The following is a 25,111-nucleotide window of genomic DNA, read 5'->3' on the forward strand; positions in this document are numbered from 1 at the left end:
CATCAAGACCAGTGATGATCGCAAGCGCGGCGAAGCCGGGCGCAGCGGGTCATCACCATCAAGACCAGTGATGATCGCAAGCGCGGCGAAGCCGGGCGCAGCGGGTCATCACCACACCCCACGATGATCGCAAGCGCGGCGAAGCCGGGCGCAGCGGGTCATCACCATCAAGACCAGTGATGATCGCAAGCGCGGCGAAGCCGGGCGCAGCGGGTCATCACCACAAACAAGCAGCTCTACACGGAGGTCTTGCCCGCGGTGTCGAGCACGTCCAGCGCTTTCCAGGTCGCGGCCGCGGCTTTCTGCTCGGCTTCTTTCTTGGAGCGGCCGACACCCGAGCCGTACTCGGTGTCCATGACGACGACGACCGCGGTGAATTCCTTGTCGTGGTCCGGGCCGGTCGAGGTGACCAGGTACGACGGCGCGCCCATGCCGCGCGCCGCCGTCAGTTCCTGCAGGCTGGTCTTCCAGTCCAGCCCGGCGCCCAGGGTGGGCGCTGCGTCGAGCAGCGGGCCGAACAGCCGCAGGATCACCTCGCGCGCGGTCTCGATCCCGTGCTCCAGGTAGATCGCGCCCAGCAGCGACTCCATGCCGTCGGCCAGGATGCTCGACTTGTCCGCCCCGCCGGTGTTCGCTTCCCCGCGGCCCAGGTACAGGTGCACGCCGAGCCCCTCGTCGGAGAGGTTGCGCGCGACGTCGGCCAGCGCCTGGGTGTTGACCACGCTGGCCCGTAACTTGGCGAGGTCGCCCTCCGAGCGGTCGGGGTGGCGGTGGTAGAGCTCGTCGGTGATGGTGAGCCCGAGGACGGCGTCGCCGAGGAATTCCAGGCGCTCGTTGGTGGGCAGGCCGCCGTGCTCGTAGGCATAGCTGCGGTGTGTCAACGCCAGGGTGAGCAGCTCGTCGGGCAGCTCGACTCCGAGCGCGTCGACCAGGGGTTGGCGAGAACTCACCGCTCACCCCGCGGCTCGGGGGGCAACATCTCGGCCAACTTGGCCCATCGCGGGTCGATGCGCTCGTGCTGGTGACCCGGTTCGGCCGCCAGATTGACACCGCACTCGGGGCACAGTCCCGGGCAGTCCGCCGTGCACACGGGGGCGAACGGGAGTTCCAGCCCGACGGCGTCGACGATCGACTGCTCGAGGTCGATGGTGTCGTCGACGATGCGGCCGACCTCGCCCTCCTCGGTGGTCGCCTCCGTGGTGCTCTCCGGGTAGGCGAACAGCTCGGTCAGCGCCACCTGCACGCGCTCCCGGACCGCGGTCAGGCACCGCGAACACTCGCCGACGGTGGGCGCCGACACCGTCCCGGTCACCAGTACGCCCTCCGACACCGACTGGAACTGCAGGTCGAGTTCCATAGGGGCGCCCGCCTCGATCGCGATCATGTCGAGCCCGACGCGCGACGGACTCGGCACGGTCTCACGCAGGGTGACCATCGCTCCGGGGCGCCGTCCGAGCCGGGTGATGTCGAAGGTCATCGGCGAGGTCGGACGGCGCTGCGTCGTGGTGCTGTGCTGCCGCGTCATACGACGAATCCTACGGCGCCGACCCTCCGACGCCAGTGCAGAACTGGCGTTTAGGTGGTAATGAGCCCTGTTCGGCGCCGGTTAGCGGACCGCGTAGTCGTGGGTGCCGGCGGCGGTCCGCAGCTGGTGGCGCCCGCGGCCGACGGACCGCAGCGTGCCGTTGAGGAACTCCTCGAACTCGGCCAGCTTGTTGTCGACGTAGATGTCGCACTCGCCGCGCAACCGGTCGGCCTCGGCGTGCGCGGTGTCGATGAGGCGGGTGGCCTCGGCGTTGGCGGACTGCACCACCTCGTTCTGCGACACCAGGCGCTGCTGTTCCTTGATGCCTTCCTGAACGGCCTTCTCGTAGGAGATGTTGCCGTTCTCGAGCAGCCGGTCGACCTCGGCCTGGGCGCGTCCGACGCTGGCTTCGTACTCCCGTTTGGCCGCCGTGGCGATCCGGATCGACTCCTCGCGGGCCTCGCCGACCATCCGCTCGCTGTGCTGGCGCGCCTCGTTGACCATGCGGTCTGCCTGCGCTTTTGCGTCGGACAAGAGCCGGTCGGCCTCGGCGCGGGCGTGGTTGAGCATCGACTCGGATTCGGTGGTGGCCGAGGACACCATGGACTCGGCGTGCGTCTTGGCGTCGTGCAGCATCGAGTCGCGCGCGTCGAGCACGTCCTGGGCGTCGTCGAGTTCGCCGGGGATCGCGTCCTTGATGTCGTCGATGAGTTCGAGCACGTCACCGCGGGGAACCACGCAGCCGGCCGTCATGGGCACACCGCGGGCTTCCTCGACAATGGCGCTCAGTTCGTCCAGCGCTTCAAAGACTCGGTACACGGCCATACCCTCCTGGCTCTTGCAAAACATGCTGTTGTAACCAGTGTGCCTGGTGTTGCGCCTGTGACAGCGGTGGCGCGAGCGGTGTGTCGAACATTGGCCGCCGGCCACAACCGGGCTCTGCCCAGGCCATCCTAGGCAAATCCGGGGCAAAACCGCAGTTCGCCGCTTGACCTATACCCCCATGGGGTATAGCTTGGAGGCCGCAGGGCACGGGCACCCGGCCGACGCCGTGCAACCGGAGCGGAGGACTTTGTGGAAGTGCTGGCACCCATCGGACATGCCCTCGAGCTGGCGGGATCGATGACGTGGGAGATCCTGTGGGCGCTCATCCTGGGCTTCGCGCTCTCGGCCGTGGTGCAGGCGGTGGTGCGACGCTCGACGGTCGTCACCCTCATGGGCGACGACCGGCCGCGGACCCTCGCCGTGTCCGCCGGACTGGGCGCGGCGTCGTCGTCGTGTTCGTACGCGGCGGTCGCCCTGGCCCGATCGCTGTTTCGCAAGGGCGCCGATTTCACCGCCGCCATGGCGTTCGAGGTCGGGTCCACCAACCTGGTGGTGGAGCTGGGCATCATCCTGGCCCTGCTGATGGGCTGGCAGTTCACTGCCGCGGAGTTCGTCGGCGGCCCGCTGATGATCGTGGTGCTCGCCGTCCTGTTCCGGCTGTTCGTGCGGTCCCGGCTGGTCGACGCCGCCCGCGAGCAGGCCGAGCGCGGGATCGCCGGATCGATGGAGGGCCACGCCGCCATGGACATGTCCATCAAGGAGGAGGGCTCGTTTCGGCGCCGACTTTTCTCTCCGGAGGGTTTCACCGCCGTCTCGCACGTCTTCGTCATGGAGTGGTTGGCGATCCTGCGCGACCTGGTGGTAGGCCTGTTGATCGCGGGTGCCATCGCGGCGTGGGTCCCCGGAAAGTTTTGGCAGGTGTTCTTTTTGGCCGATCACCCGGGTTGGGCGGCGCTTTGGGGGCCGCTCGTCGGGCCGATCGTCGCCATCTTGTCTTTCGTCTGCTCGATCGGCAATGTGCCACTGGCCGCGGTGTTGTGGAACGGAGGCATCAGCTTCGGCGGTGTCATCGCGTTCATCTACGCCGACCTGCTGATCGTGCCGATCCTGAACATCTATCGCAAGTACTACGGCACCAGAATGATGCTGACCCTGTTGGGCACCTTCTACGCATCGATGGTCGCTGCCGGCTACATCGTCGAATTACTCTTCGGCGCAACCGGTCTCATTCCCCGGCAGCGCAACGCCACGGTGATGGAGGCATCGATCTCCTGGAACTACACCACCTGGCTCAACATCGTCTTCCTGGTTGTCGCCGTGATTCTGGTGGTGCGGTTCGTCAGGTCGGGCGGAACGCCGATGCTTCGGATGATGGGCGGTTCCCCCGACGCCGGGGAGCACCACCACTGACGGCGTTTGCCGTAATGTCCTGCGCGACGCGGCGGTGCCGGGATCGTGCGGATCGGTTCCCTACTGACCGACTCCGCTGTCCGGCAACATTTTTCGTCACTTAGGCGCCGCTGGTCTCAACACGGCGGTTTTTGTCGGTGGGGGTGGCTAGTTTGACGGTATGACTGCGGGCGGCATCGACGATCGGGACGCGATCACCGCGGCCTTCGACGCGCTCGATGCCGCGCTCGACGGGGTGGTGGGGTTGGGGTTCGACGCGCTGACCACCCCCGAGTGCCTGGCGTTGTTGGCGCGCTGCGAGAAGGTACGCCGACGGCTGCCGGTGCCCGAGCATCAGCTCATCAACACCCTGGCCCGCCAGGCCAGCACGCAAGAGCTGGGCGCCAAACTGTCCCACGCGATCGCCGAGCGGACGCTGACCAGCCGCGCCGATGCCGCCCGCCGCATCCGCGACGCCGCCGCCCTGGGACCCCGACGCGGCCTGACCGGCGAGCCGCTGCCGCCCGTGCTGGCCCACACCGCCGCCGCGCAGCGCGAGGGCCGCCTCGGTGCCGAACACGTCGCGGTCATCCGCCGCTTCTGCCAGGAGTTGCCGGCCTGGGTCGACCAACCCACCCGTGATCGCGCCGAGGCCGACTTGGCGCGCAAGGGCGCACAGTTTCGTCCCGAACAACTGGCCGGCCTGGCCGACAAGCTGGCCGACTGCCTCAACCCCGACGGCAACTACAGCGACGTCGACCGGGCGCGGCGCCGCGGCCTGATCCTGGGCAAGCAGCAACCCGACGGCATGTCGGCACTGCGTGGCTGGCTGACTCCCGAGGCCCGCGCCACGCTGGAGGCGGTGTGGGCCAAGCTCGCCGCCCCCGGAATGTGCAACCCGCTCGACGAGCAGCCCTGCGTGGACGGCGCGGCCTCACAACAGGCCATCGACCGAGACGGCCGCTCGGCCGGCCAACGTCAGCACGACGCACTGCTGGCCGCCCTGCGCGCCCTGCTCGCCTCCGGCGAACTTGGCAAGCACAACGGATTACCGGCCTGCATCATCGTCACCACCACCCTGGCCGAACTCGAAACCGCCGCCGGGCACGGACTCACCGGCGGCGGCTCTTGGCTGCCAATGAGCGACGTGATCCGCCTGGCCCGCCATGCCCATCACTACCTGGCCATCTTCGACCGGGGCAAAGCCCTGGCGCTGTACCACACCAAACGCCTGGCCACCCCCGCCCAGCGAATCGTGCTCTACGGCAAGGATCGCGGCTGCACCGCGCCCGGCTGCACCGTCGGCGGCTACTACTGCGAAGTCCACCACGTCACCGACTGGGCCAAAAGCCACACCACCGACATCAACCAACTCACCTTCGCCTGCGGACCCCACCACCGGCTACTACAACCCCGCGGCTGGACCACCCGCAAGAACACCGACGGCGACACCCAATGGATCCCGCCACCCCACCTCGACCGAAATCAACCCCGCACCAACACCTTCCACCACCCCGAAAAACTCCTCCACGAAGAAAACGACGAGGACGGCGACCAAGAGCAAGCGAGCTGAACGCGGTTACAGTTGCGGCACAGCGGTTTTCACGAACCGCCGGAAAGCTTGCCGCGCATCCTGCGGTTCACCGGCTCGGGCAGCAACTGCGACACATCACCGCCCAGCACCGCCACCTCCTTGGCCAGCGACGACGACACGAACGAATACTGCGGCGCGGTGGCGACGAAGAAGGTGTCGACTCCGGCGATGTGCTTGTTCATCTGCGCCATCTGCAGTTCGTACTCGAAGTCGGTGTCGGTGCGAAGGCCCTTGACAATGGCGGTCATCCCCCGGGCCGTGACGAAGTCGACCACCAGGCCTTGCCCGGCCTCCACCCTCAGATTGGGTAAATGCGTCGTCGACTCCTCGATCATCGCGATCCGCTCGTCGAGATCGAACATGCCCTTCTTGGCGGGGTTCGTCAGGATCGCCACCACCACCTCGTCGAACTGGGCGGCGGCGCGCTCGAAAACGTCGATGTGGCCCAACGTCACTGGGTCAAAGGACCCGGGGCAGACTGCGCCGGTCATGACGGATGACGCTACACGCCGGCCTCAGAGCCGTTCGGCAAGCTCCAGACGGGTGTCGCCGTACACGCGCTGCGACCACCGCGACCAGCCTGCCGGCCAGTTCAGCGGCACACTGGCGTTCGCCCGCTCCACCACCGCGACGCTTCCCTCCCGCACCCAGCCGCGGGAGGCCAAAGCTTGCAGCACAGCCTCGATCTCGGCGGTCTCGGCGTCATAAGGCGGGTCGGCCAGCACCAAATCGACCGGGGCGGCGGCCCCGGCGGCCACGACGGCGGCCACAACGCCGCGCCGCACCGTCGCCCCGGCCAGGCCGAGGGTCTCGACGTTGCGGGCGATGACGGCCGCGGTGCGGGCGTCGGACTCCACGAACAACGCCGACGCGGCCCCCCGCGACAGCGCCTCGAGCCCCAGCGCGCCGGAGCCCGCGTAGAGGTCGAGCACCGCGAGGCCGCTCAGGTCGCGTCGGGCGGTGACGATGTTGAACAGCGCCTCGCGCACGCGATCGGTGGTCGGCCGGGTGCCGCGCGGCGGGACGGCGATCCGCCGGCCGCCGGCCACGCCGCCGATGATCCGGGTCACTGTTGCAACTTAGAAGAGGGTGGACCAGTAGTCCCAGAACCGCGCCACGATCAGCAGGAAGACGGCGGTGAACCACAACACGGCGATCGACCACCGCCACCGGTACAGCACCCCGGCAGGCCCGAGCCGCCCGCGTTCCGCCGCCGGGCGCAGCAAGACCGACCCGACCAGCACGGCAAGGGCGACGGTGACCACCCAGACCACCATGCAGTAGGGGCACAGCGCGCCGATGCGGTACAGGCTCTGGAAGATCAGCCAGTGCACGAACACGGCGCCGGCCAGCACCCCGATCTCCAACCCGGCCCAATACCATTGCGGCAAGCCGATTTTCGCCACGGCCAGTACGCCGGTGACGGTGACCACGGTGAAGCCGATGATGCCGATCAGCGGGTTGGGAAAACCGAACAGGGAGGCCTGCGGGGTCACCATCACCGACCCGCAGGCGACGATGGGGCTGAGGTTGCACGACGGCACGTACGACGGGTTGAGCAGGATCTTGATCTTCTCCACCGTCAGGGTCATGGAGGCGGTCAGGCCGATCGCACCCGCGATCAGGACGCACCACGCGCTCGGCGGAGTTACCTGCGCCCGAAAATCGGAATCCGGTGACTCCGGGGCGGTCACGTCGAGGCGGGAGTGGCGGCGGTGTCGATGCCCGGCACGTCGCCCACGATGCTCTTGATCTTGGCCACCAACGCGTCCGGCGTCGACGGGTCGTAGTTCTCGCCGTTGATCTTGATGGTCGGGGTGGCGGTGATATGTGCGGCCGCGGCCTCGCCGGTGACCTTGGAGATGTACTTGCCGCTGTTGATGCAGTCCGGGACCTTGCCCACCACGCCCGCCTCGCGGGCGATCTCGATCAGCCTCGCGTTGTCCGGAAAGCTGGTGCCGGTTTCGCTGGGCTGGATGTCGGTGGTGAACAGCGCGGTGTGGAAGCGACGGAACGCGTCGAGGGACTCGTCGGCGACGCACAACGCCGCCGCGGCCGCCCGCGACGAGTAGTTCTGGGTCCTGGAGCTGTCCAGGATCGACACCATCGAGTAGTCGGCGGCAATAGCGCCGATGTCGATCAGCTTGGACACCGTCGGGCCGAAGGTGCGCTCGAAGTTACCGCAGGCAGGGCACAGGAAATCTTCGTAGAACGCGACGGCGGCCTTGGGATTGCTGGTGCCCGGCTGGGTGACCAGCTTGCTCGACGTCACGCGCACGGTGTCGCCTTCGCCCGTGCCGCCGCTCTTCTTGTGGTGCGACGTCACGATGTAGAAGACGAGGGCGACCGCGAAGATCACCACGAAGGCGGTGCCGCCGATCTGGATGAGCCGTCCGGACCTGCGGTCGGATGCCTTGACGTCGAACTGCGGGGGACGTTTGGGTTTCTCGGCCACAGGTTCGGAGATCCTTCGGTATCGAGTCGTCGGCCCGCCCATGCGGCGGCGCCTCTAGATTACCGGCGACCTTACCGTCGCCCGGCCGGCCGGCCGATCACGCCCGGCTCAGGTGCGCACGCAGCGCCGAGATCATCTCGCTCGTCGCGGCGGCGCTGCCGCCGCCCAGGGCGAACAGGTTGGCGAAGCCGTGCGTCAGCGAACCCATGCACCGCAGGTCAACCGGAGTGCCGGCGGCAGCCAGCCCGGCGGCGTAGCTCTCCCCTTCGTCGCGCAGGGGGTCGAAGCCCGCGACGGCGATGAGGGCGGGCGCCAGCCCGGCCAGCGACTCGGCCAGCAGCGGCGACACCCGCGGGTCGGCCCGGTCGATGCCGGAGCGGCGCAGGTACTGCGACCCGAACCAGTCGATGTCGCGTTTGGTCAGCACGAAGCCGCGGGCGAACAGGCTCAGCGACCGGGTCTGCGCGGTGAAATCGGTCCGCGGGTACATCAGCCACTGCAGGATCGGGGCCGGGCCGCCGCGGTCGCGCGCCGTCTGGCACACCACCGCGGCCAGGTTGCCGCCGGCGCTGTCGCCGCCCACGGCGATACGGCCCGGCGCCGCGCCGAGTTCCGCGGCGTGCTCGTGGGCCCAGGTGAACGCCGCCCAGGCATCCTCGATGGCGGCGGGAGCCGGGTGCTCGGGGGCCAGCCGGTAGTCGATCGACAACACGTGGATTCCGGCGTCGCGGCAGGTCAACCGGCACAGCGAGTCGTGGGTGTCCAGGTCGCCGATCGCCCAGCCGCCGCCGTGGAAGAAGACCAGCAACGGCTGGTTCGCCCCGCCGTCGGCCGGGCGGTAGTGCCGCGCGGCGAGCGCGCCGGCAGGCCCGGGCAGCGCGAGATCGTCGACCCCGACGTGGATTTGCGGACCGGGCAGCTCCGTGCACGTCTGGTGCATGAGGGCGCGCGACGCGATCGGGTCGTCGTCGACGACCAGGCCGTCGATGCCGACCGCGCGCAGGCCCGACAGCATCAGCTGCAGCGTCGGGTCGAGCGTGTTGCCGTCGATGATGACCGAACGGCCCCCGAACAGCGCGCGCTTCGCGGGCGCCGGAATCCACGGAATGACCTTGACGCCGAGCACCGACACCCTGCCCTGCATGCGACTGGTCAGACGGATCGGCGCGCGCTTTGCCCCCAGATGCAGGTCCGGCGCGGCCGGCAGAGTCTTGGTCACGGTCAGCTCCCTCGGTACGACTGCGTCACGCTGAGCGATGGTCACGGCACGTCGACACCCCCGCCGGTCACCGCAAACAACGATCGGGCGAACGCATTGCCGACTCCCGGATGCCGTTCGACCAACTCTACGTGGTGCCCCCGACACGCCCCCGCACCGATCGGCCGGCATACCCGCTGAGTAATATCGTGGTCTCCAGGTCGGTGAACCCTCACGAATCGCGAGCGAACGTCGACGTTCGATGTCGAACGACAGGCAGGTGAATGACTTGACGGGCAACTCGGGCGTTGCCATCCCCTCAATCGCCCTGAACGACGAAAACACGATGCCGGTGCTCGGCCTGGGCGTCGCGGACCTCTCCGACGACGAGACCGAACGCGCGGTGGCGGCAGCCCTCGAGATCGGCTGCCGGCTCATCGACACCGCCGCCGCCTACGGCAACGAAGCCGCCGTCGGCCGCGCGATCGCCGCATCCGGCATTCCGCGCGCCGAGCTGTTCGTCACCACCAAACTCAAAACCGCCGACCACGGCTTCCAGAAGTCGGCGGAGGCCTGCACCGCCAGCCTGGAACGGCTCGGACTGGACTACGTGGACTTGTACCTCGTGCACTGGCCCGCCCCGGCCCAGGGCAAGTACGTGGACGCGTTCGGCGGCTTGATCCAGTCCCGGGGCAACGGGGAGGCCCGTTCCATCGGCGTTTCCAACTTCACCGAGGAACACCTGTCGACGGTCATCGACCTCACCTTCGTCACGCCGGCGGTCAACCAGATCGAGTTGCACCCGCTGCTCAGCCAAGCGGACCTGCGCAAGGTCAACGCGCAGCACAATGTCGTCACGCAGTCCTACACCCCGCTCGTCCTCGGGAAGTTGATGGACAACCCCACGATCACCTCGATCGCGGGCGAGTACGGCAAGACCCCGGCCCAGGTGCTGCTGCGCTGGAACCTGCAACTGGGCAATTCGGTGATCTTCCGGTCCGCCAAGGCCGAACACATCGCCACCAACCTCGATGTCTTCGACTTCGAATTGGCCGCCGAGCACATGGATGCCATCGACGCCCTCAACGACGGCACCCGGTTGCGCCCGGATCCCAACACCTACGCGGACTGAGCCGCCGCCCCGTCAGGCGGCGGGGCAGGTGGCCGCGGACTGCCGGAGCGTGCCCGCCGAAGCCTGGTCGACCGGCAGCGCGTATCCGCGCAGCACCGCGATGAACTGCATGGCGTACTGGCAGCCGAACGCGGTGTTCGGCGGCATCCACAGCGCCGGTGGCGAATCGCCCTTGTCCTGGTTGGCCTGCCCGTCGACCGCCAGCAGGTTGGCCGGATCGTTGGCGAAACGCAGCCGCTCGGCGAACGGCCATCCGTAGGCGCCCATGTCCCAGGCGTAGGCGATCGGGACGATGTGGTCGATCTGGACCGCCTCGCCGACCTTGGCTCCGCGCCGGAAGGCGATCGTCTTGTTCGTGTACGGGTCGTGCAGGGCTCCGGTGGCCACCGCGTCCGGGCACCGTTTGGTCGACACGTAGGTCTTCTCGACGAGGTCGCGGTTGAGGATGTCGTCGCGGGTGTCACATCCGTTGTGCCCCAGCGGAGCGTCGTTGTCGTCGTCCCAGGCGTCGCCGAACGCCGCCCTCTGGTAGTCGTAACGGCGCTGGCGCGACGGCAGCACGGCGATTCCCGCGAGGACGTCGGTGCCGGGCAGCACCCTGGGAACGTCGGCTCGCGCCGCGTAGTCGTGGGCGTGCCGGGCCGCCGTCGATCCCACGGTCTGATAGGCCACCACGACCGCTAGGGCCGCGGCGGCCGCCATCCACAGCAGCAGTTTCCGGCTCACGACTTGTCCAGATACTCGATGCGATCGGTGGTGGTGAACTGCGCCGCGAGCAGCTCCATCCGCGGATTCGACGGGTCCTGCTCGTACTCGCGCACGCACAGTTCGCGGGCGGCCTCGATGACGTCGCTGTGGTCGGCCAGCGATAGCCATCGCAGATTGATCGCACGCCCGGACTGGTTGCGGCCCAGCACATCTCCCTCCCGACGCTCCTTGAGGTCCAGGTCGGCCAGCGCGAAGCCGTCCAGCGTCCCGGCGACCGCCGAAAGCCGTTCGCCCGCGCGCGATCCCGGCGATACCCAACTGGCCAGCAGGCACAGGCTGGGGTGCCGGCCGCGGCCGATGCGCCCGCGCAGCTGATGCAACTGACTGATACCGAACCGGTCGGCGTCCATCACCAGCATGACCGTGGCGTTCGGGACGTCGACGCCCACCTCGATCACGGTGGTGCACACCAGCACATCGATCTCCCCCGCCCGGAACGCCGCCATTGCGGCGTCCTTCTCCTCGGCGGGCAGCCGCCCGTGCATGAGCCCCAGCCGCAGCGCGGCGAGCTCGCCGGCCCGCAGCCGGGCGAACATTCCCTCGGCCGTCGCCGAAGGTCGCGCCCCTTGCTCGCCCGAGCCCTGCTCGTCGGAGTCGTCGATCCGCGGCGCCACCACGTACGCCTGGCGGCCCTGCGCGACCTCCTCGACGATGCGCCGCCAGGCCCGCTCGAGCCAGGCGGGCTTGTCGTTGACGAAGATCACGTTGGTGGTGATCGGCTGGCGTCCGCGCGGAAGTTCGCGCAGCGTGGACGTTTCCAGGTCGCCGTAGACCGTCAGCGCGACGGTGCGCGGGATCGGCGTCGCGGTCATCACCAGCAGGTGCGGCGTGACGCCGGCGGGAGCCTTGGCGCGCAACCGGTCTCGCTGCTCGACGCCGAAGCGGTGCTGCTCGTCGACCACCACCATGCCCAGGTTGTGGAAGTCGACCGCGTCCTGCAGCAGCGCGTGGGTGCCGACGACGATGCCCACCTGGCCGCCGGCGACTTCCGCCCGCACCTGTTTCTTCTGCGCCGCGGTCATCGAACCGGAAAGCAGCGCGACTCGAGTCGCATCGTCCGCGCCGCCCAGCTGGCCAGCCATCCCCAGGGGTCCCAGCACGTCGCTGATCGACCGGACATGTTGGGCGGCAAGCACTTCGGTGGGAGCGAGTAGCGCGCACTGATAGCCGGCGTCCACCAGCTGCAGCATCGCCAGCACGGCCACGATCGTCTTGCCGGACCCGACCTCGCCCTGCAGCAGGCGGTTCATCGGCCGGGTGGCCGACAGCTCCCCGGACAACACGGCGAGCACGTCGCGCTGGCCCGCCGTGAGCTCGAAGGGCAGGCGCTGCAAGAGTTTCGCGGCCAGGCCGTCGCTGCGCGGCGGTGCGGGCGGCCCCGACGCGGACAGCTCACTGTGCCGGCGTGCCAGCAGCGCCCACTGCAGGCCCACGGCTTCGTCGAAGGTCAGGCGCTGCACCGCCCGCCGGCGCGCCGACTCCTCCTCGGCGAGGTGGATGTCGCGCAGGGCCCGGTCCTCGTCGATCAGCCCGTGCCGGGCACGAAAGTCCTCGGGCAGTGGGTCGTCCACCGGGTCGAGGACGTCGAGCACCTGGCGCACGCAGGCGAAGATGTCCCAGCTCTGCACCTTGGTGCTGGCCGGATAGATCGGGAAGAAGGCCCGCTCGAACGCCGACATCTGCAGGTCGCCGCCGGCCGCCTGCGACGCCCTGGCGATGCTGGCCAGCGACTTGGTCCCGTGACTCTTGCCGTCGGGCGAGTCGAGGATGAGAAACGCCGGGTGCGTCAGCTGCATGACGCCGTTGAAGAACCCGACCTCCCCCGAGAGCATCACCTTGGTGCCCTTCGTCAGGTCCTTCTTGATGTAGTTCGCATTGAAAAACGTTGCGGTTACCCGGTTTCGGCCCGAGCCGAGGGTGATGCGGTGGCAGTCCCTCTTCCGGTTGGTCCTCATCGGGAACGTCTTGGTCTCGGCAATCGTGTCGACGAGCGTGATGTGCTCGCCGGCCGGCGGGCGTTCGTCGTCGCTGTCCCAGCGGCTCGCGCCCTCGGTGTAGCTGCGCGGGTAGTGGCGCAGCAGGTCGTCGACGGTGCGGATGCCGAAGCCCTCGTCGAGCGGATCGGCGGCCTTGGCGCCCACGACGTAGTCCAGCCGGTCGCGCAGCGTCGCCACTTCTACTCGACTCCGATCAGCAGCGCGTCGCCGCGATGGCCGGTGCGATAGGTCACCAGCTCGGTGCCCGGATGATGGTCGTGCACATGCTCTTCGAGGATGTCGGCCACCGCGCCCGCGTCGTCGTCCGTCTCGATGCCGGCGCCCATCAGCACCGTCAGCAGGTCCCCGCCCGCCGCCAGCAGCAGGTCGATCAGGCCGATCGCGGCCCCGATCGCGTCGGGCGCCACGATCAGCACCTCGTCGCCCGCGATGCCCAGCCCGTCGCCCGGTTGGCAGCGACCCGCCCAGGTCAACGCGCTCTCGGTGGCGATCCGCACCGACCCGTGCCGGGCGGCGCCGGCGGCGCGGGCCATGGTGTACCCGTCGTCGACGGCCTGCCTGCCCGGTTCGTGTACCGCAAGGGCGGCCAGGCCCTGCACCATCGACCCCGTCGGTATCGGCACCACGTCGATGCCCCAGCCGATGGCCGCGGTGCAGCCGGCGACCAGCTCTTCGGCGGCCACGTAGCCGTTGGGCAGCAGCATCACCTGCGCGGCGCCGGTGTCGACCACCGCCCGCATCAGCCGGTGGGCGCTGACGTCGGTCGCGGGATCGCTCGCCGACGGGCCCGGGCGCAGCACGCTGGCCCCCTCGCCCGAGAACAGCTCGGCCGCGCCGTCGCCGTCGACCACGGCAAGCACCGCCCGTTCCCTGGTCCAGCCGCCCGCCGGCAGCCCGGTGACACCGGAGCTCAGGGCCGAGATCACGATGCGGCTCAGCCGGCCGGCCGCCAGCCCCGCCTCGACGGCGGCGCCCGCGTCGTCGGTGTGCACGTGCACGGAGTAGGTGGCCCGGCCGGTCGCGGGCGCGGCGGTGATGGCCACCGAGTCACCCAACTCCCCCAGCCGGTCGCGGAGCACGTCCGTGGCGGCGGCGTCACAACCGTCGAGCCGGTACATCACCTCGAACTGCGGCGCCGGGCGGTCGGCGACGGCTTCGGGTTCCGCGGCCCGCGGCGAGAGCTCGTACACCGTGCGGGCGGGCGCCTGCCCGCTGACGGTGGAGCGCAGGGCGTCCAGCAGCACCAGCAGGCCCCTGCCGCCGGCGTCCACCGCGCCGGCGTCGGCGAGCACGTCGAGCTGCTCGGTGGTCTTTTCCAGCGCGACGACGGCCGCGTCACCGGCCGCGGTGATCGCCGCGCCCAGCCCGTCCCCGGCGCAGTCGCGCGCGGCGCCCGCGGCGGCCCGCAGCACCGAGACGATGGTTCCCGGCACCTCCTGCCCGCCCATCGACGAGATGACCAGCTCGACGCCGCGCTGGAGCGCGGCCGCCAGGGTGGGCGCATCGATGTGAGGCAGTTCACCGCCGGCTCCGGCGGCCGCGGTCGCGGTGACGTCGGCGATGCCGCGCAGGATCTGCGACAGGATCACGCCGGAGTTGCCGCGGGCGCCGTTGAGCGCACCGGCCGACAGGGCCGCGGCGGCGCGGGCGACACACGCCGTCCCGTCGGCGCCGGCTCCGGCGTTCGCCTCGGCCAACGCCGAACGCATGGTGAACAGCATGTTCGCCCCGGTGTCGGAGTCGGCGACCGGGAAGACGTTGAGCCGGTTGATCTCGTCGATGTGGGTGATCAGGTCGCTGACGGCGGTGTGCGCCCACTCCCTGAGGGTCACCGCGTCCAGCAGGCGATCCTGCGACGTGCCAGAAGTGCCCAGAGTGACCCACCTCCTCTGTCTCCTCCGTGCATCCCGGTGCGCGCCAGCGTAGCCCGGCGCGAGGCGCGCCGGCTGACCGTCAATCACCGCGGGCGAGCCGGCCCATCGAGCCTAGCCAGACCCGACGACAGTGGTGGCGACCGTTTTGGCGGTAGCCGCAACTGTCGGTATCCTGGTACGGCCCGGTCAACCTGGGCAGTCCCGGCCCGCTTGCCGGACCCCCGAGATCTGAGGAGCTTGAACAATGGCCGCTGTGTGCGACATCTGCGGGAAAGGCCCCGGCTTCGGTAAGTCGGTGTCGCACTCCCACCGCCGCACCAGCCGCCGTTGGGACCCCAACGTCCAGACCGTGCACGTGGTGGCGCGTCCCGGCGGCAACAAGCAGCGCCTCAACGCCTGCACGTCGTGCATCAAGGCGGGCAAGGTCGTCCGCGGCTGAACGCGCCGCACTCTTGCGCCGTCAGTCGGCCAGGCGCGGCGGTCCGTCGGCCCGCACGACGATGACGGTCTTGCCCGCACCCCGGGCCGGGCGCCCGCGGCTCTCGAACGCCTCGCGGCCCTGGGCCATCGCAAAGGTGGCCGCCACCGGGACCCGCAACCGGCCGGAGTCGACGAGCGTCGCCAGTTCGGCGAGCTGATCGCGGTTCGGCGTGACGACGAAGAACATCGCGCTGACCCCGTACTCGCCGGCCATACCGCCCGGCGGGGGCGCCGACAGGGTGACCAGCCGGCCGCCGCGGCGCAGCATCCCGAACGACCGCAGCAGCGTGTCGCCGCCGACGGTGTCGATGACGACGTTGTACGCGCGAGCGTCGTCGAAGGGTTCCGCGCGGACGTCGACCACCCGGCGGGCGCCCAGGTCCCGGACCAGCCCGGCGGTGTCGCTGCGGACGGTCGCGGTGACGTCCGCGCCCAGTGTCGCGGCCAGCTGCACAGTCAACGCGCCGACCCCGCCCGCGCCGCCGAGCACCAGCACCGCCTCCCCGGGCCGTACCGCGGCGTGGTCCACCAGGGCCTGCAGCGCCGTCAACCCCGCCAGCGGCAGCGCGGCGGCGGCGACGTGCGACACCGTCGAGGGCTTCCGGGCCAACCCGGCCGCCGGCACGGCGACGAAATCGGCCGCCGCACCGTCCCGGTCGAAGTCGATCAGCCCGTACACCTCGTCGCCGGGCCGCAAATGCGTTGCCTACGAACCGATCTCGGACACCACGCCGGACACCTCGTGTGACGGGATGATCGGGACCCGGCTCATGCCGTCGCGGGTCCACGTCTGCTCCCACGTCAACTCGTCGAACGTGATGGCGGCTGCGTGGACGGCCACCAGGACTTCGCCGGCGCCCGGGACCGGCACGGGCGCCCGCTCGACGACCAGTTCCTCGGGACCCCCGCGGCGGTGCGCCCGTAGCGCCGTCATCTCCCTCAAGGCAGCCGCCAGTCGACCGGGTCGGCGCCCATCTTCGTCAGCAGGTCATTGGCGCGGCTGAACGGGCGCGAGCCGAAAAACCCCCGCGACGCCGACAGCGGCGACGGGTGCGGCGACTCGATCGCCGCGCAATCGCCCTCGGCCAGAATGGGTTTCAGCGTGGACGCGTCGCGGCCCCACAGGATCGCCACCATCGGCTGCGAGCGCCCGACCAGCGCGCGGATCGCGCACTCGGTGATCGCCTCCCACCCCTTGCCGCGGTGCGAGGCCGGCGTGCCGGGCCGCACCGTCAGCACCCTGTTCAGCAGCAGCACGCCGCGCTGCGCCCAGGGCGTCAAATCTCCGCACGACGGCGGGGGGTGGCCCAGGTCGGCGGAGTACTCGTCGAAGATGTTGGCCAGGCTGCGGGGCAGCGGACGCACATCGGCGGCCACCGAAAAGCTCAGCCCGACAGCGTGTCCCGGTGTCGGGTAGGGGTCCTGGCCGACGATCAGCACCCGGACGGCGTCGAACGGGAAGGTGAAGGCGCGCAACACATTCGGGCCCGCGGGCAGATACCGGCGCCCGGCGGCGACCTCGGCGCGCAGGAACCGCCCCATCTCGGTCACCCGGTCGGCGACGGGCTCGAGCGCCGTTGCCCAACCCGGGTCGACGAGTTCGTGCAGCGGTCGTGCCGTCATCGCGCCACCCTCCTCAAGTCCGTTCATCTCCCCTCGTAGGACTGCCAGCCGGCATACCCGCTCCACTCCCGCCCGTCGACCAGCACCCGGGCCGGGCCGGGGAGCACGCGTCCGATCGCCCGCCACCCGGGCGGCACCGGACCCGCGAAACAGGCGACCAGAGCGTGGTCCTCGCCGCCCCCGAGCACCCACGGCCAGGGGTCGGCGCCGGCGGCGGCCGCGGCTTCGGCCACCGCGTCGTGGTCGGCGCGAAGCGCCTCGGTGGCCAGGTCCATGGCCACCCCGGACGCCGCGGCGACGTGCCGCAGGTCGCCGATCAGGCCATCGGACACGTCGATCATCGCCTGCGCGCCGGCGGCCGCGGCCGCCGCGCCCTGCCCGTAGGGCGGCTGGGGAACCAGGTGCCTGCGCCGCAGCCCCCCGAAGCCGCCGATCCCCCGCTCCCACAAGGCATAGCCGGCCGCCGAGCGGCCCAGTTCACCCGCGACGGCGATCACCGAGCCGGCCTTCGCACCGGAGCGCAGCACCGGGGCGCGGCCGTCCAACTCGCCGAGCACCGTCACCGACAGCACCCACTGCGGGCAGCTGACCAGGTCGCCGCCGGCGATGCCGGCGCCGACACGCTCGGCCTCGTCCCACATCCCGTCCACCAGCTCGTCGGCGGCCGCGGCAGGGGTGTCGCCGGGCGCCGCGAACCCGACGACGAACGCTGTCGGGCGCGCGCCCATCGCCTCGATGTCGGCGGCGTTCTGCGCGATGGCCTTGCGGCCGACGTCGTGCGGTGTCGACCAGTCCAGCCGAAAGTGCCGGTCCTGCACGAGCATGTCGGTGGACACCACCGTGCGACCGTCCCGGGCGGCCACCACCGCCGCGTCGTCACCGGGCCCGAGCTGGACCGCGGGGGGCTGCCGGCGCCCGCGCACCATGCGGTCGATGACGGCGAACTCGCCGAGGCGCCCCAGCGTCGGCGGCTCCCCCGAGTTATCGTCGCGCACGCCACCTCCTTGGGGCCTCTGCGGCCGGGGCACGGTCGCCGACCTGCGGTACGTTGGGAGCCTGCTGCAACGGACGGCCCGCGCCAGTGTATGAGACAGGAGGTGCCGGCCGGTGAAGGCCGCATCGGATCCCGACGCGGGGCCCCCGCGTGCGGCGATCGTCGCCGCGGTGGCGCTGGCCGTCGCGGTGATCGGCGCGATCCTGGTCATCGCGGCGACCCGGCAGGGGCCGCCGCAACCGGTCGCCGTCCCCGACGCCCCGGCGCCGCAGGCCGCCGATCCCGCGTGCCAGGCGCTGGCGGCCGCGCTGCCGCCGCGGCTCGGGGACTACCGGCTCGCGCCGCTGGCTCAACCGGCCCCGCAGAGCGCCTTCGCCTGGCGGACGGGGTCCGACGGCGAGCCGGTCGTGTTGCGCTGCGGGCTGGACCGCCCGGACGAGTTCGTGGTCGGTTCGCCCATTCAGGTCGTCGATCGGGTGCAGTGGTTCGAGGCGCGGCCCGAACAGCAATCCGCCGGTGACGCGGGCACCTCCACCTGGTACGCGGTCGACCGGCCGGTGTACGTGGCGCTCACGCTGCCGTCGGGGTCGGGGCCGACGCCCATCCAGCAACTCTCCGAGCTGATCGACCGCACGATGCCGGCGGTGCCCATCAAACCGGGACCGCCGCGCTAGGTGGCGACCCGCTTCGCCCGGCCCCGCCGCGCTCGCGATCGCCACGTACCCGATGGTGACGACCCGCTTCGCCCGGCTCCGCCGCGCTCGCGATCGCCACGTACCCGATGGTGGCGACCCGCTTCGCCCGGCTCCGCCGCGCTCGCGATCGCCAGGTTCGATGGTGGCGACCCGCTTCGCCCGGCTCCGCCGCGCTCGCGATCGCCACAGCTAACGCAGGCCCACCCCGCGCGCCAGCGCCGTGTCGACCATCGTCGACAGCAGCGTGGCGTAGTCGACGCCGCTGGCCGCCCACATCCGGGGATACATCGAGATCGTGGTGAAGCCCGGCATCGTGTTGATCTCGTTGATCACCGGGCCCTCCTCGGTGAGGAAGAAATCGACCCTCGCCAGGCCCTGGCAGTCGATGGCCTTGAACGCCCGGATCGCCAATTGGCGCACGGCGTCGGCGATGTGGTCGTCGACCTTCGCGGGCACATCCAATTCGGCTGCGTCGTCGAGGTATTTGGTCTCGAAGTCGTAGAACGAGTCCTCGCGCCCGCGCACCCCGGCCACGCGGATCTCGCCGACGGTGCTGGCCTCGACTGTGCCGTCCGGCATTTCGAGGACGCCGCACTCCAGCTCACGCCCGTTGATCGCCGCCTCGACGATCACCTTGGGATCGTGCCGGCGCGCTTGGGCCACCGCGGCGGGCAGCTGGTCCCAGCTCGCCACCCGGCTGACGCCGATCGACGAGCCGCCGCGGGCCGGCTTGACGAACACCGGCAGCCCCAGCCGTTCGCACTCCTCGGGGTGCAGGGTCCGCCGCGTGGGGCGCAGCACGGCGTGCGCCCCGACGGGCAGTCCCTCGGCGGCCAGCAGCTTCTTGGTGAACTCCTTGTCCATCCCGGCCGCGCTGGCCAGCACGCCGGCGCCCACGTAGGGCACGCCGGCGAGCTCGAGCAGGCCCTGAACCGTGCCGTCCTCGCCGTACGGACCGTGCAACACCGGGAACACCACGTCCACCGACGCCAGCACCTCGCCGGCCCCGGGCGCCAACGAGACCAGCTGGCCGCCGCGCCGAGGGTCCGCGGGCAGCGCCAGTTCGGCGCCGGATTCGGCGGTCACCTCGGGCAGTCGCCGATCGCTGATGGCCAGCGCGTCCGGATCGCCGTCGGTGAGCACCCACGACCCCTGCGGGGTGATGCCGACCGCGACCACGTGGAACCGCCGGGGGTCGAGATTGCGCAGGATGCTGCCCGCGGACACGCACGAAATGGCGTGCTCGTTGCTGCGCCCGCCGAAGACGACGGCCACACGCACCCGGTCGCTGGCGTTCACAACCTCTAGAGGCTACCGGCCGCCCCGCGAGCATGCGTGTTTGCACGACGACACGCCGCCCGGCCCGTACGCCCGCGCCCGCGCGGGGGCGCGGCCGGGCCTCACTCCGGCTTGGTGCGGCGGCCCAGCAACAACGTCATCGCCTCGTCCACCGACAGGCCCATGTGGCACACCCGGTGCACGGCGTCGGTTAACGGCATCTCGACGTCGTAACTGGAGGCCAGTGCCAGGACCGACTCGCACGACGTCACGCCCTCGACCACGTGCCCGTCGCCGCTGTCGGGCGTGCCGTGCAGCACCGACTGGACGGTCGCGCCGCGGCCCAGCCGTTCGCCGAACGACCGGTTGCGCGAGCACGGCGACGTGCAGGTGGCCACCAGGTCACCCACGCCGGCCAGCCCGGCCAGCGTCGCGCCCTTGGCGCCGAGCGCAATTCCCAGCCGGATGATCTCGGCCAGACCGCGGGTGATGATGGCCGCCGCCGTGTTCTCACCCAACCCGACGCCGGCCGCCATGCCACACGCGAGCGCGATGACGTTCTTGCACGCCCCGCCGATCTCGGTGCCGACGACGTCGCTGTTGGTGTACGGGCGGAAGTATCCGGTGTTGAGCATGCGCTGCAGGGCGACGGCGCGGCCGGAGTCGCTGCACGCGACGACGGTGGCGGCCGGCTGCCCGAGCGCGATCTCGCTCGCCAGGTTCGGACCCGACACCACCGCCACCTGCGCGGGGTCGACACCGGTGACCGAGACGATCACCTGGCTCATCCGCATCAGCGTGCCCAGTTCGATCCCCTTGGCCAGGCTGACCAGCGTGGCGCCGTCGGTCAGCAGACCGGTCCAGGGCCCGAGGTTGGTGCGCAGCGTCTGCGCCGGCACGGCCAGCAGCACCGTCGTGACGCCGCTCAGCGCCTCACCGGCATCGGCGGTGGCGCGGACGCCGGGCGGCAACACGGTGCCGGGCAGGTAGTCGCGGTTGCAGCGGGTGGCGTTGATGCGCTCGGCGACCTCAGCCCGCCGGGCCCACAACCTGACCTCCGTCTCGGGGCCGCCGGCCTCGACGAGGACCTTGGCCAGCACGGAGCCCCATGCACCGGCGCCCATGACGGCGACGGCGTTAGATGTGCTGCCCACGTTGCACCCCCGTCTCTTCGCCGACCTGCGGACGCTACACCCTAGAACAGCGACGGGACGGCCGTCACCCGCGCGCGGCGCCGCTGGCAGGATGACCGCATGAGCGGCACACGGGCCGGCGGTGCGGGGGACGTCTCGGGTGACGTGGCGCTGATCGTCGCCGTCAAGCGGCTGGCCGCCGCCAAGACCAGGCTGGCCCCGGTGTTCTCGGCGGGGACCCGGGAGAAGGTGGTACTGGCCATGCTGGTCGACACACTGACCGCCGCGAGACGCGTTGCGGCCGTGGGATCCATCACCGTCGTCACCCCCGACGACGCCGCGGCGGCCACGGCGGCCGAACTCGGCGCCACGGTGCTGGCCGACCCGACGCCCGACGGGCACCGCGACCCGCTCAACAACGCGATCGCCACCGCGGAGCGCGCATCGGCCGATTTTTTCTCCAATACCGTTGTGCTGCAAGGAGATCTACCCGCGTTGCAGACGCAGGAACTCGCCGAGGCGGTGGCCGCCGCGCGCGCGCACCGGCGCAGCTTCGTCGCCGACCGGCTGGCGTCGGGAACCACCGCGCTGCTCGCGTTCGGGACCGCGCTCGATCCGCGGTTCGGGCCTGATTCGTCCGCGCGGCACCGCCGTTCGGGCGCCATCGAGCTGACGGGCGCGTGGCCCGGTCTGCGCTGCGACGTGGACACCCCCGCCGACTTGACCATCGCCCGCAGGCTCGGGATCGGCGCGGCCACCGCGCGAGCCATCGCGCAGCGCTGACGTCGGCCGCGCGCGGCAACCTGTCGCTCGGGTGAACGCCACACCAACGGCGAATGGATGTCCGCAGAGCGCTGGCAGCACCGACGGGTGATGAGCAATGATCGCAGGGTGACCGAAATCGAAGCTGAGGCGCGCCCCGACGAGAACATCTGGCAACCCGGCGAGTCGGCGGTGTCGGCGCCACCGGCCGCGACCACGGCCGCGGTCACCGACCTGCCCGAAGACCGTTACCTCAACCGCGAATTGAGTTGGCTGGATTTCAACGCGCGGGTCCTCGCGCTGGCCGCCGACAACTCCCTGCCCCTGCTGGAGCGGGCCAAGTTCTTGGCGATCTTCGCCTCCAACCTCGACGAGTTCTACATGGTGCGGGTGGCCGGCCTCAAGCGGCGCGACGAGATGGGGCTCTCGGTGCGCTCGGCCGACGGTCTGACGCCGCGCGAGCAGCTGGCCCGCATCGGCGAGCAGACGCAGCGGATCGCGACCCGGCACGCGCGGGTGTTCCTCGACTCGGTGCGCCCGGCGCTCGCGGAGGAGGGCATCCACATCGTCACCTGGGCCGACCTGAACGAGGCCGAGCGCGACGAACTGTCCACGTATTTCACCGAACAGGTGTTCCCCGTCCTGACCCCGCTGGCCGTGGACCCGGCGCACCCGTTCCCGTTCGTCAGTGGGCTGAGCCTGAACCTGGCGGTCATGGTGCGCCAGCCCGATGACGGCGGCCACCACTTCGCCAGGGTCAAGGTGCCCAACAACGTCGACCGCTTCGTCGAACTGAGCGGCCCCCGCGACGCCGACGACGGCGAGGGCCCCGGCATCGTGCGCTACCTGCCGATGGAGGAGCTCATCGCGGCGTTCTTGCCGGTGCTGTTCCCGGGCATGGAGATCGTTCAGCATCACACATTCCGCATCACCCGCAACGCCGACTACGAGGTCGAGGAGGACCGCGACGAGGACCTGCTGCAGGCGCTCGAAAGGGAGTTGGCCCGCAGGCGTTTCGGTTCGCCGGTGCGGCTCGAGATCGCCGACGACATGACCGAGAGCATGCTCGAGCTGCTGCTGCGTGAACTCGACGTGCACCCCGGTGACGTGATCGAGGTGCCGGGGCTGCTCGACCTTTCGTCGCTGTGGCAGATCTACGGGATAGACCGGCCCGCGCTCAAGGATCGGGCGTTCGTGCCCGCCACGAGCCCCGCCTTCGTCGACCGCGAGACGCCCAGGAGCATCTTCGCGACGCTGCGCGAAGGCGATGTGCTGCTTCACCATCCATACGAGTCGTTCTCCACCAGCGTCCAGCGGTTCATCGAGCAGGCCGCCGCCGACCCGAACGTGCTCGCCATCAAACAGACGCTCTACCGCACCTCCGGCGACTCGCCGATCGTGCGGGCCCTGATCGCCGCCGCCGAGGCAGGCAAGCAGGTGGTGGCAATGGTGGAGATCAAGGCGCGCTTCGACGAGCAGGCCAACATCCGTTGGGCACGAACTCTGGAGCAGGCGGGCGTGCACGTGGTCTACGGGTACGTCGGGCTCAAGACGCACTGCAAGACCTGCCTCGTGGTGCGCCGCGAAGGGTCGAACATCCGTCGGTACTGCCACATCGGCACCGGCAACTACAACGGGAAGACGGCGCGACTCTACGAGGACGTCGGGCTGCTGACGGCATCGCCCGAGATCGGCGCCGACCTGACCGACCTGTTCAATTCGCTTACGGGATATTCGCGCAAGGTCTCCTACCGCAATCTTCTGGTCGCCCCCCACAGCATTCGCACCGGCATCATCGAACGCGTCGAGCGCGAGATCGCCGCCCACCGCGAACACGGCGGGGGCCGCATCCGGATGAAGATGAACGCTCTGGTCGACGAGCAGGTGATCGACGCGCTCTACCGCGCGTCGCGGGCCGGCGTGGAAGTCGAGGTGGTGGTCCGCGGCATCTGCGCGCTGCGCCCCGGCGCCGACGGCTACTCCGAGAACATCTCGGTGCGTTCGATCCTCGGCCGCTTCCTGGAGCACTCGCGGATCATGCATTTCAACAAGATCAACGAATTCTGGATCGGCAGTGCCGACATGATGCACCGCAACCTCGACCGCCGGGTGGAGGCACTGGTGCAGGTCAAGGATCCGCGGCTGACCTCCTATCTGGACGACCTGTTCGAATCCGCGCTCGATCCGTCCACCCGGTGCTGGGAACTCGGGCCCGACGGCCAGTGGACCGCGTCGCCGCAGGCGGGGCATTCGGTGCGCGACCACCAAGTATCGTTGATGGAGCGCCATCGCAGCCCCTGACCGCAGTCGGGTGAATCTCTCGGTTGTTTTCGGCCGCATCCAACCAGCGCGACCCTCACCGAATTGACCCGCAGGAGTTCACGTGCCCTCTAAGAGCTCGTCCGCCCCTCGGCGTTCGGGAAGCCGGATCGTGTACGCCGCCGGTGCGGTGCTGTGGCGACCGACGGAATCGGACAACCCCGGCCTGGAGATCGCCGTCATCCACCGCCCCCGTTACGACGACTGGTCGCTGCCCAAGGGCAAGGTGGATCCCGGCGAGACGGCGGCCGTGGCCGCGGTGCGCGAGGTCTGGGAGGAGACCGGTCACCAGGCGACCCTTGGCCGGCGGCTCGACATGGTGAGCTATCCGATCGAGGCGGGCGTCAAGAAGGTGTACTACTGGGCGGCCCGCAGCAACGGCGGGGATTTCGTCCCGGGAAACGAGGTCGACGAATTGGTGTGGCTCCCCCTCGCGGACGCCCTGCCGAAGCTCAGCTATGCGCACGATCGAACGATGTTGCGCCACTTCATGAAACATCCGGCGGACACGCACACGGTGCTGGTGGTGCGGCACGGCACGGCCGGCCGCAAGTCACGCTTCTCCGGTGACGACTCCAAGCGACCGCTGGACAAGCGCGGACGCGCGCAGGCCGAAGCTCTGGTCCCGCAACTGTTGGCCTTCGGCGCGTCCGACGTCTACGCCGCCGACCGGCTCCGGTGTCACCAGACGGTGGAGCCGCTCGCCGAGGAACTGGGTGTGACGGTGCACAACGAGACCGCCCTCACCGAAGAGGCCTACGCGAAGAACCCCAAGCGCGCCCGCAACCGGATGCTGGACATCGCCGCGCAGGCCGGCACGCCGGTGGTCTGCTCGCAGGGCAAGGTGATACCGGACCTCATCGAGTGGTGGTGCGAGCGCGACGGTGTGCGCGCCGACAAGTCCCGCAACCACAAGGGCAGCACCTGGGTGTTGTCGCTGTCGGGCGGAAAGCTGGTGGCGGCCGACCACATCGGCGGCGCGCTCGCCGCCAACGTGCGGGCCTAGCACGCAGACACCCCCCGGGGGCGTCACTGCCGCCCGGAGGGTGACTGGTCTGAATCCTCCGCTG

At 70.3% G+C, this 25,111-nt stretch carries 23 protein-coding genes and 2 pseudogenes; 8 read left to right on the top strand and 17 right to left on the bottom strand.

The window, feature by feature from the left end:
* Positions 1–236: 236 nt before the first annotated feature.
* The 3 genes from rnc to sepIVA all read right to left on the bottom strand — a co-directional run bounded on the left by rnc (position 237) and on the right by sepIVA (position 2,344).
* On the bottom strand, positions 237–950 hold the full coding sequence (rnc, locus tag G6N48_RS11590; protein WP_085269161.1) for a ribonuclease III: 714 nt from the start codon (positions 948–950) through the stop codon (positions 237–239).
* Positions 947–1,525, bottom strand: a complete 579-nt coding sequence (locus G6N48_RS11595; RefSeq protein ID WP_179969871.1) for a YceD family protein — start codon at positions 1,523–1,525, stop codon at positions 947–949. The genes rnc and G6N48_RS11595 overlap by 4 nt, the downstream gene beginning before the upstream one ends.
* An 81-nt stretch (positions 1,526–1,606) precedes the next feature.
* The gene (gene sepIVA, locus G6N48_RS11600; protein WP_085269243.1) at positions 1,607–2,344 is read right to left on the bottom strand and encodes a cell division protein SepIVA; all 738 of its coding nucleotides are present in this window, start codon (positions 2,342–2,344) and stop codon (positions 1,607–1,609) included.
* A gap of 255 nt (positions 2,345–2,599) precedes the next feature.
* On the opposite strand from sepIVA, the gene G6N48_RS11605 reads away from it, so the two are divergent.
* Both G6N48_RS11605 and G6N48_RS11610 read left to right on the top strand, forming a co-directional pair.
* Complete coding sequence (locus tag G6N48_RS11605) at positions 2,600–3,760, top strand: permease (RefSeq protein ID WP_085269160.1); 1,161 nt, start codon at positions 2,600–2,602, stop codon at positions 3,758–3,760.
* Positions 3,761–3,920: 160 nt separating this feature from the next.
* Positions 3,921–5,312, top strand: a complete 1,392-nt coding sequence (locus G6N48_RS11610) for an HNH endonuclease signature motif containing protein (RefSeq protein WP_163670821.1) — start codon at positions 3,921–3,923, stop codon at positions 5,310–5,312.
* Between the two features lie 29 nt (positions 5,313–5,341).
* On the opposite strand, the gene coaD is transcribed toward G6N48_RS11610, so the two are convergent.
* From coaD to G6N48_RS11635, 5 genes are all read right to left on the bottom strand, one after another.
* Complete coding sequence (coaD, locus tag G6N48_RS11615; RefSeq protein WP_085268022.1) at positions 5,342–5,824, bottom strand: pantetheine-phosphate adenylyltransferase; 483 nt, start codon at positions 5,822–5,824, stop codon at positions 5,342–5,344.
* A 24-nt stretch (positions 5,825–5,848) separates the two neighbouring features.
* Positions 5,849–6,403, bottom strand: a complete 555-nt coding sequence (gene rsmD, locus G6N48_RS11620) for a 16S rRNA (guanine(966)-N(2))-methyltransferase RsmD (protein WP_085268021.1) — start codon at positions 6,401–6,403, stop codon at positions 5,849–5,851.
* Positions 6,404–6,412: 9 nt separating this feature from the next.
* The gene (locus G6N48_RS11625) at positions 6,413–7,027 is read right to left on the bottom strand and encodes a vitamin K epoxide reductase family protein (protein WP_085268020.1); all 615 of its coding nucleotides are present in this window, start codon (positions 7,025–7,027) and stop codon (positions 6,413–6,415) included.
* Entirely contained in the window at positions 7,024–7,788 is a 765-nt protein-coding gene (locus tag G6N48_RS11630; protein WP_085268019.1) for a DsbA family protein, read from the bottom strand. The genes G6N48_RS11625 and G6N48_RS11630 overlap by 4 nt, the downstream gene beginning before the upstream one ends.
* Before the next feature lie 97 nt (positions 7,789–7,885).
* Positions 7,886–9,007, bottom strand: a complete 1,122-nt coding sequence (locus G6N48_RS11635; protein WP_085268077.1) for an alpha/beta hydrolase — start codon at positions 9,005–9,007, stop codon at positions 7,886–7,888.
* Positions 9,008–9,275: 268 nt separating this feature from the next.
* On the opposite strand from G6N48_RS11635, the gene G6N48_RS11640 reads away from it, so the two are divergent.
* A complete protein-coding gene (locus tag G6N48_RS11640) occupies positions 9,276–10,118 on the top strand; it encodes an aldo/keto reductase (RefSeq protein ID WP_163670957.1) in 843 nt (280 codons plus the stop codon).
* 12 nt (positions 10,119–10,130) lie between these two features.
* Here G6N48_RS11640 and G6N48_RS11645 read toward each other — a convergent pair whose 3' ends face one another.
* The 3 genes from G6N48_RS11645 to G6N48_RS11655 are packed head-to-tail and all read right to left on the bottom strand — an operon-like array spanning position 10,131 to position 14,724.
* Positions 10,131–10,844: an HNH endonuclease family protein gene (locus tag G6N48_RS11645; RefSeq protein WP_085268017.1), complete on the bottom strand. Its 714-nt coding sequence runs from the start codon at positions 10,842–10,844 to the stop codon at positions 10,131–10,133.
* Positions 10,841–13,060, bottom strand: coding sequence for an ATP-dependent DNA helicase RecG (gene recG, locus G6N48_RS11650; RefSeq protein WP_085268016.1), 2,220 nt, complete (start codon positions 13,058–13,060; stop codon positions 10,841–10,843). Before recG ends, G6N48_RS11645 begins: the two co-directional genes overlap by 4 nt.
* Before the next feature lie 2 nt (positions 13,061–13,062).
* Positions 13,063–14,724 carry a DAK2 domain-containing protein gene (locus tag G6N48_RS11655; protein ID WP_179969938.1) on the bottom strand — a complete coding sequence of 554 codons (1,662 nt, stop codon included), beginning with the start codon at positions 14,722–14,724 and terminating at the stop codon, positions 13,063–13,065.
* Between the two features lie 277 nt (positions 14,725–15,001).
* Here G6N48_RS11655 and rpmB point away from each other — a divergent pair, with 277 nt between their 5' ends.
* Positions 15,002–15,196 carry a 50S ribosomal protein L28 gene (gene rpmB, locus G6N48_RS11660; protein WP_085268014.1) on the top strand — a complete coding sequence of 65 codons (195 nt, stop codon included), beginning with the start codon at positions 15,002–15,004 and terminating at the stop codon, positions 15,194–15,196.
* A gap of 21 nt (positions 15,197–15,217) precedes the next feature.
* Here rpmB and G6N48_RS11665 read toward each other — a convergent pair.
* The 3 genes and pseudogenes from G6N48_RS11665 to G6N48_RS11675 all read right to left on the bottom strand — a co-directional run bounded on the left by G6N48_RS11665 (position 15,218) and on the right by G6N48_RS11675 (position 17,855).
* Positions 15,218–16,171 (bottom strand): annotated as a pseudogene (locus G6N48_RS11665) (NADP-dependent oxidoreductase).
* Between the two features lie 5 nt (positions 16,172–16,176).
* The gene (locus G6N48_RS11670) at positions 16,177–16,860 is read right to left on the bottom strand and encodes a uracil-DNA glycosylase (protein WP_085268013.1); all 684 of its coding nucleotides are present in this window, start codon (positions 16,858–16,860) and stop codon (positions 16,177–16,179) included.
* Positions 16,861–16,883: 23 nt separating this feature from the next.
* Complete coding sequence (locus tag G6N48_RS11675) at positions 16,884–17,855, bottom strand: thiamine-phosphate kinase (protein WP_085268012.1); 972 nt, start codon at positions 17,853–17,855, stop codon at positions 16,884–16,886.
* Positions 17,856–17,967: 112 nt separating this feature from the next.
* On the opposite strand from G6N48_RS11675, the gene G6N48_RS11680 reads away from it, so the two are divergent.
* Positions 17,968–18,528 carry a DUF3515 domain-containing protein gene (locus G6N48_RS11680; RefSeq protein WP_085268011.1) on the top strand — a complete coding sequence of 187 codons (561 nt, stop codon included), beginning with the start codon at positions 17,968–17,970 and terminating at the stop codon, positions 18,526–18,528.
* On the opposite strand, the pseudogene G6N48_RS28905 reads toward G6N48_RS11680, so the two are convergent.
* From G6N48_RS28905 to G6N48_RS11695, 3 genes and pseudogenes are all read right to left on the bottom strand, one after another.
* Positions 18,529–18,736: pseudogene (locus tag G6N48_RS28905) on the bottom strand (2-isopropylmalate synthase); the annotation flags it as partial.
* 2 nt (positions 18,737–18,738) lie between these two features.
* Positions 18,739–19,848, bottom strand: coding sequence for a D-alanine--D-alanine ligase family protein (locus tag G6N48_RS11690; RefSeq protein ID WP_085268010.1), 1,110 nt, complete (start codon positions 19,846–19,848; stop codon positions 18,739–18,741).
* A gap of 101 nt (positions 19,849–19,949) precedes the next feature.
* Positions 19,950–20,981: an NAD(P)H-dependent glycerol-3-phosphate dehydrogenase gene (locus tag G6N48_RS11695; RefSeq protein WP_163670823.1), complete on the bottom strand. Its 1,032-nt coding sequence runs from the start codon at positions 20,979–20,981 to the stop codon at positions 19,950–19,952.
* A gap of 99 nt (positions 20,982–21,080) precedes the next feature.
* Here G6N48_RS11695 and cofC point away from each other — a divergent pair, with 99 nt between their 5' ends.
* The 3 genes from cofC (at position 21,081) to mutT1 (ending at position 25,047) form a co-directional block, all read left to right on the top strand.
* A complete protein-coding gene (cofC, locus tag G6N48_RS11700; RefSeq protein WP_085268008.1) occupies positions 21,081–21,743 on the top strand; it encodes a 2-phospho-L-lactate guanylyltransferase in 663 nt (220 codons plus the stop codon).
* A gap of 87 nt (positions 21,744–21,830) precedes the next feature.
* Positions 21,831–24,023, top strand: coding sequence for an RNA degradosome polyphosphate kinase (locus tag G6N48_RS11705; protein WP_085268007.1), 2,193 nt, complete (start codon positions 21,831–21,833; stop codon positions 24,021–24,023).
* Between the two features lie 82 nt (positions 24,024–24,105).
* The gene (mutT1, locus tag G6N48_RS11710; RefSeq protein ID WP_085268006.1) at positions 24,106–25,047 is read left to right on the top strand and encodes an 8-oxo-(d)GTP phosphatase MutT1; all 942 of its coding nucleotides are present in this window, start codon (positions 24,106–24,108) and stop codon (positions 25,045–25,047) included.
* Positions 25,048–25,111 lie beyond the last annotated feature (64 nt).

It is taken from the genome of Mycobacterium parmense, from assembly GCF_010730575.1.
Taxonomy (GTDB): domain Bacteria; phylum Actinomycetota; class Actinomycetes; order Mycobacteriales; family Mycobacteriaceae; genus Mycobacterium; species Mycobacterium parmense.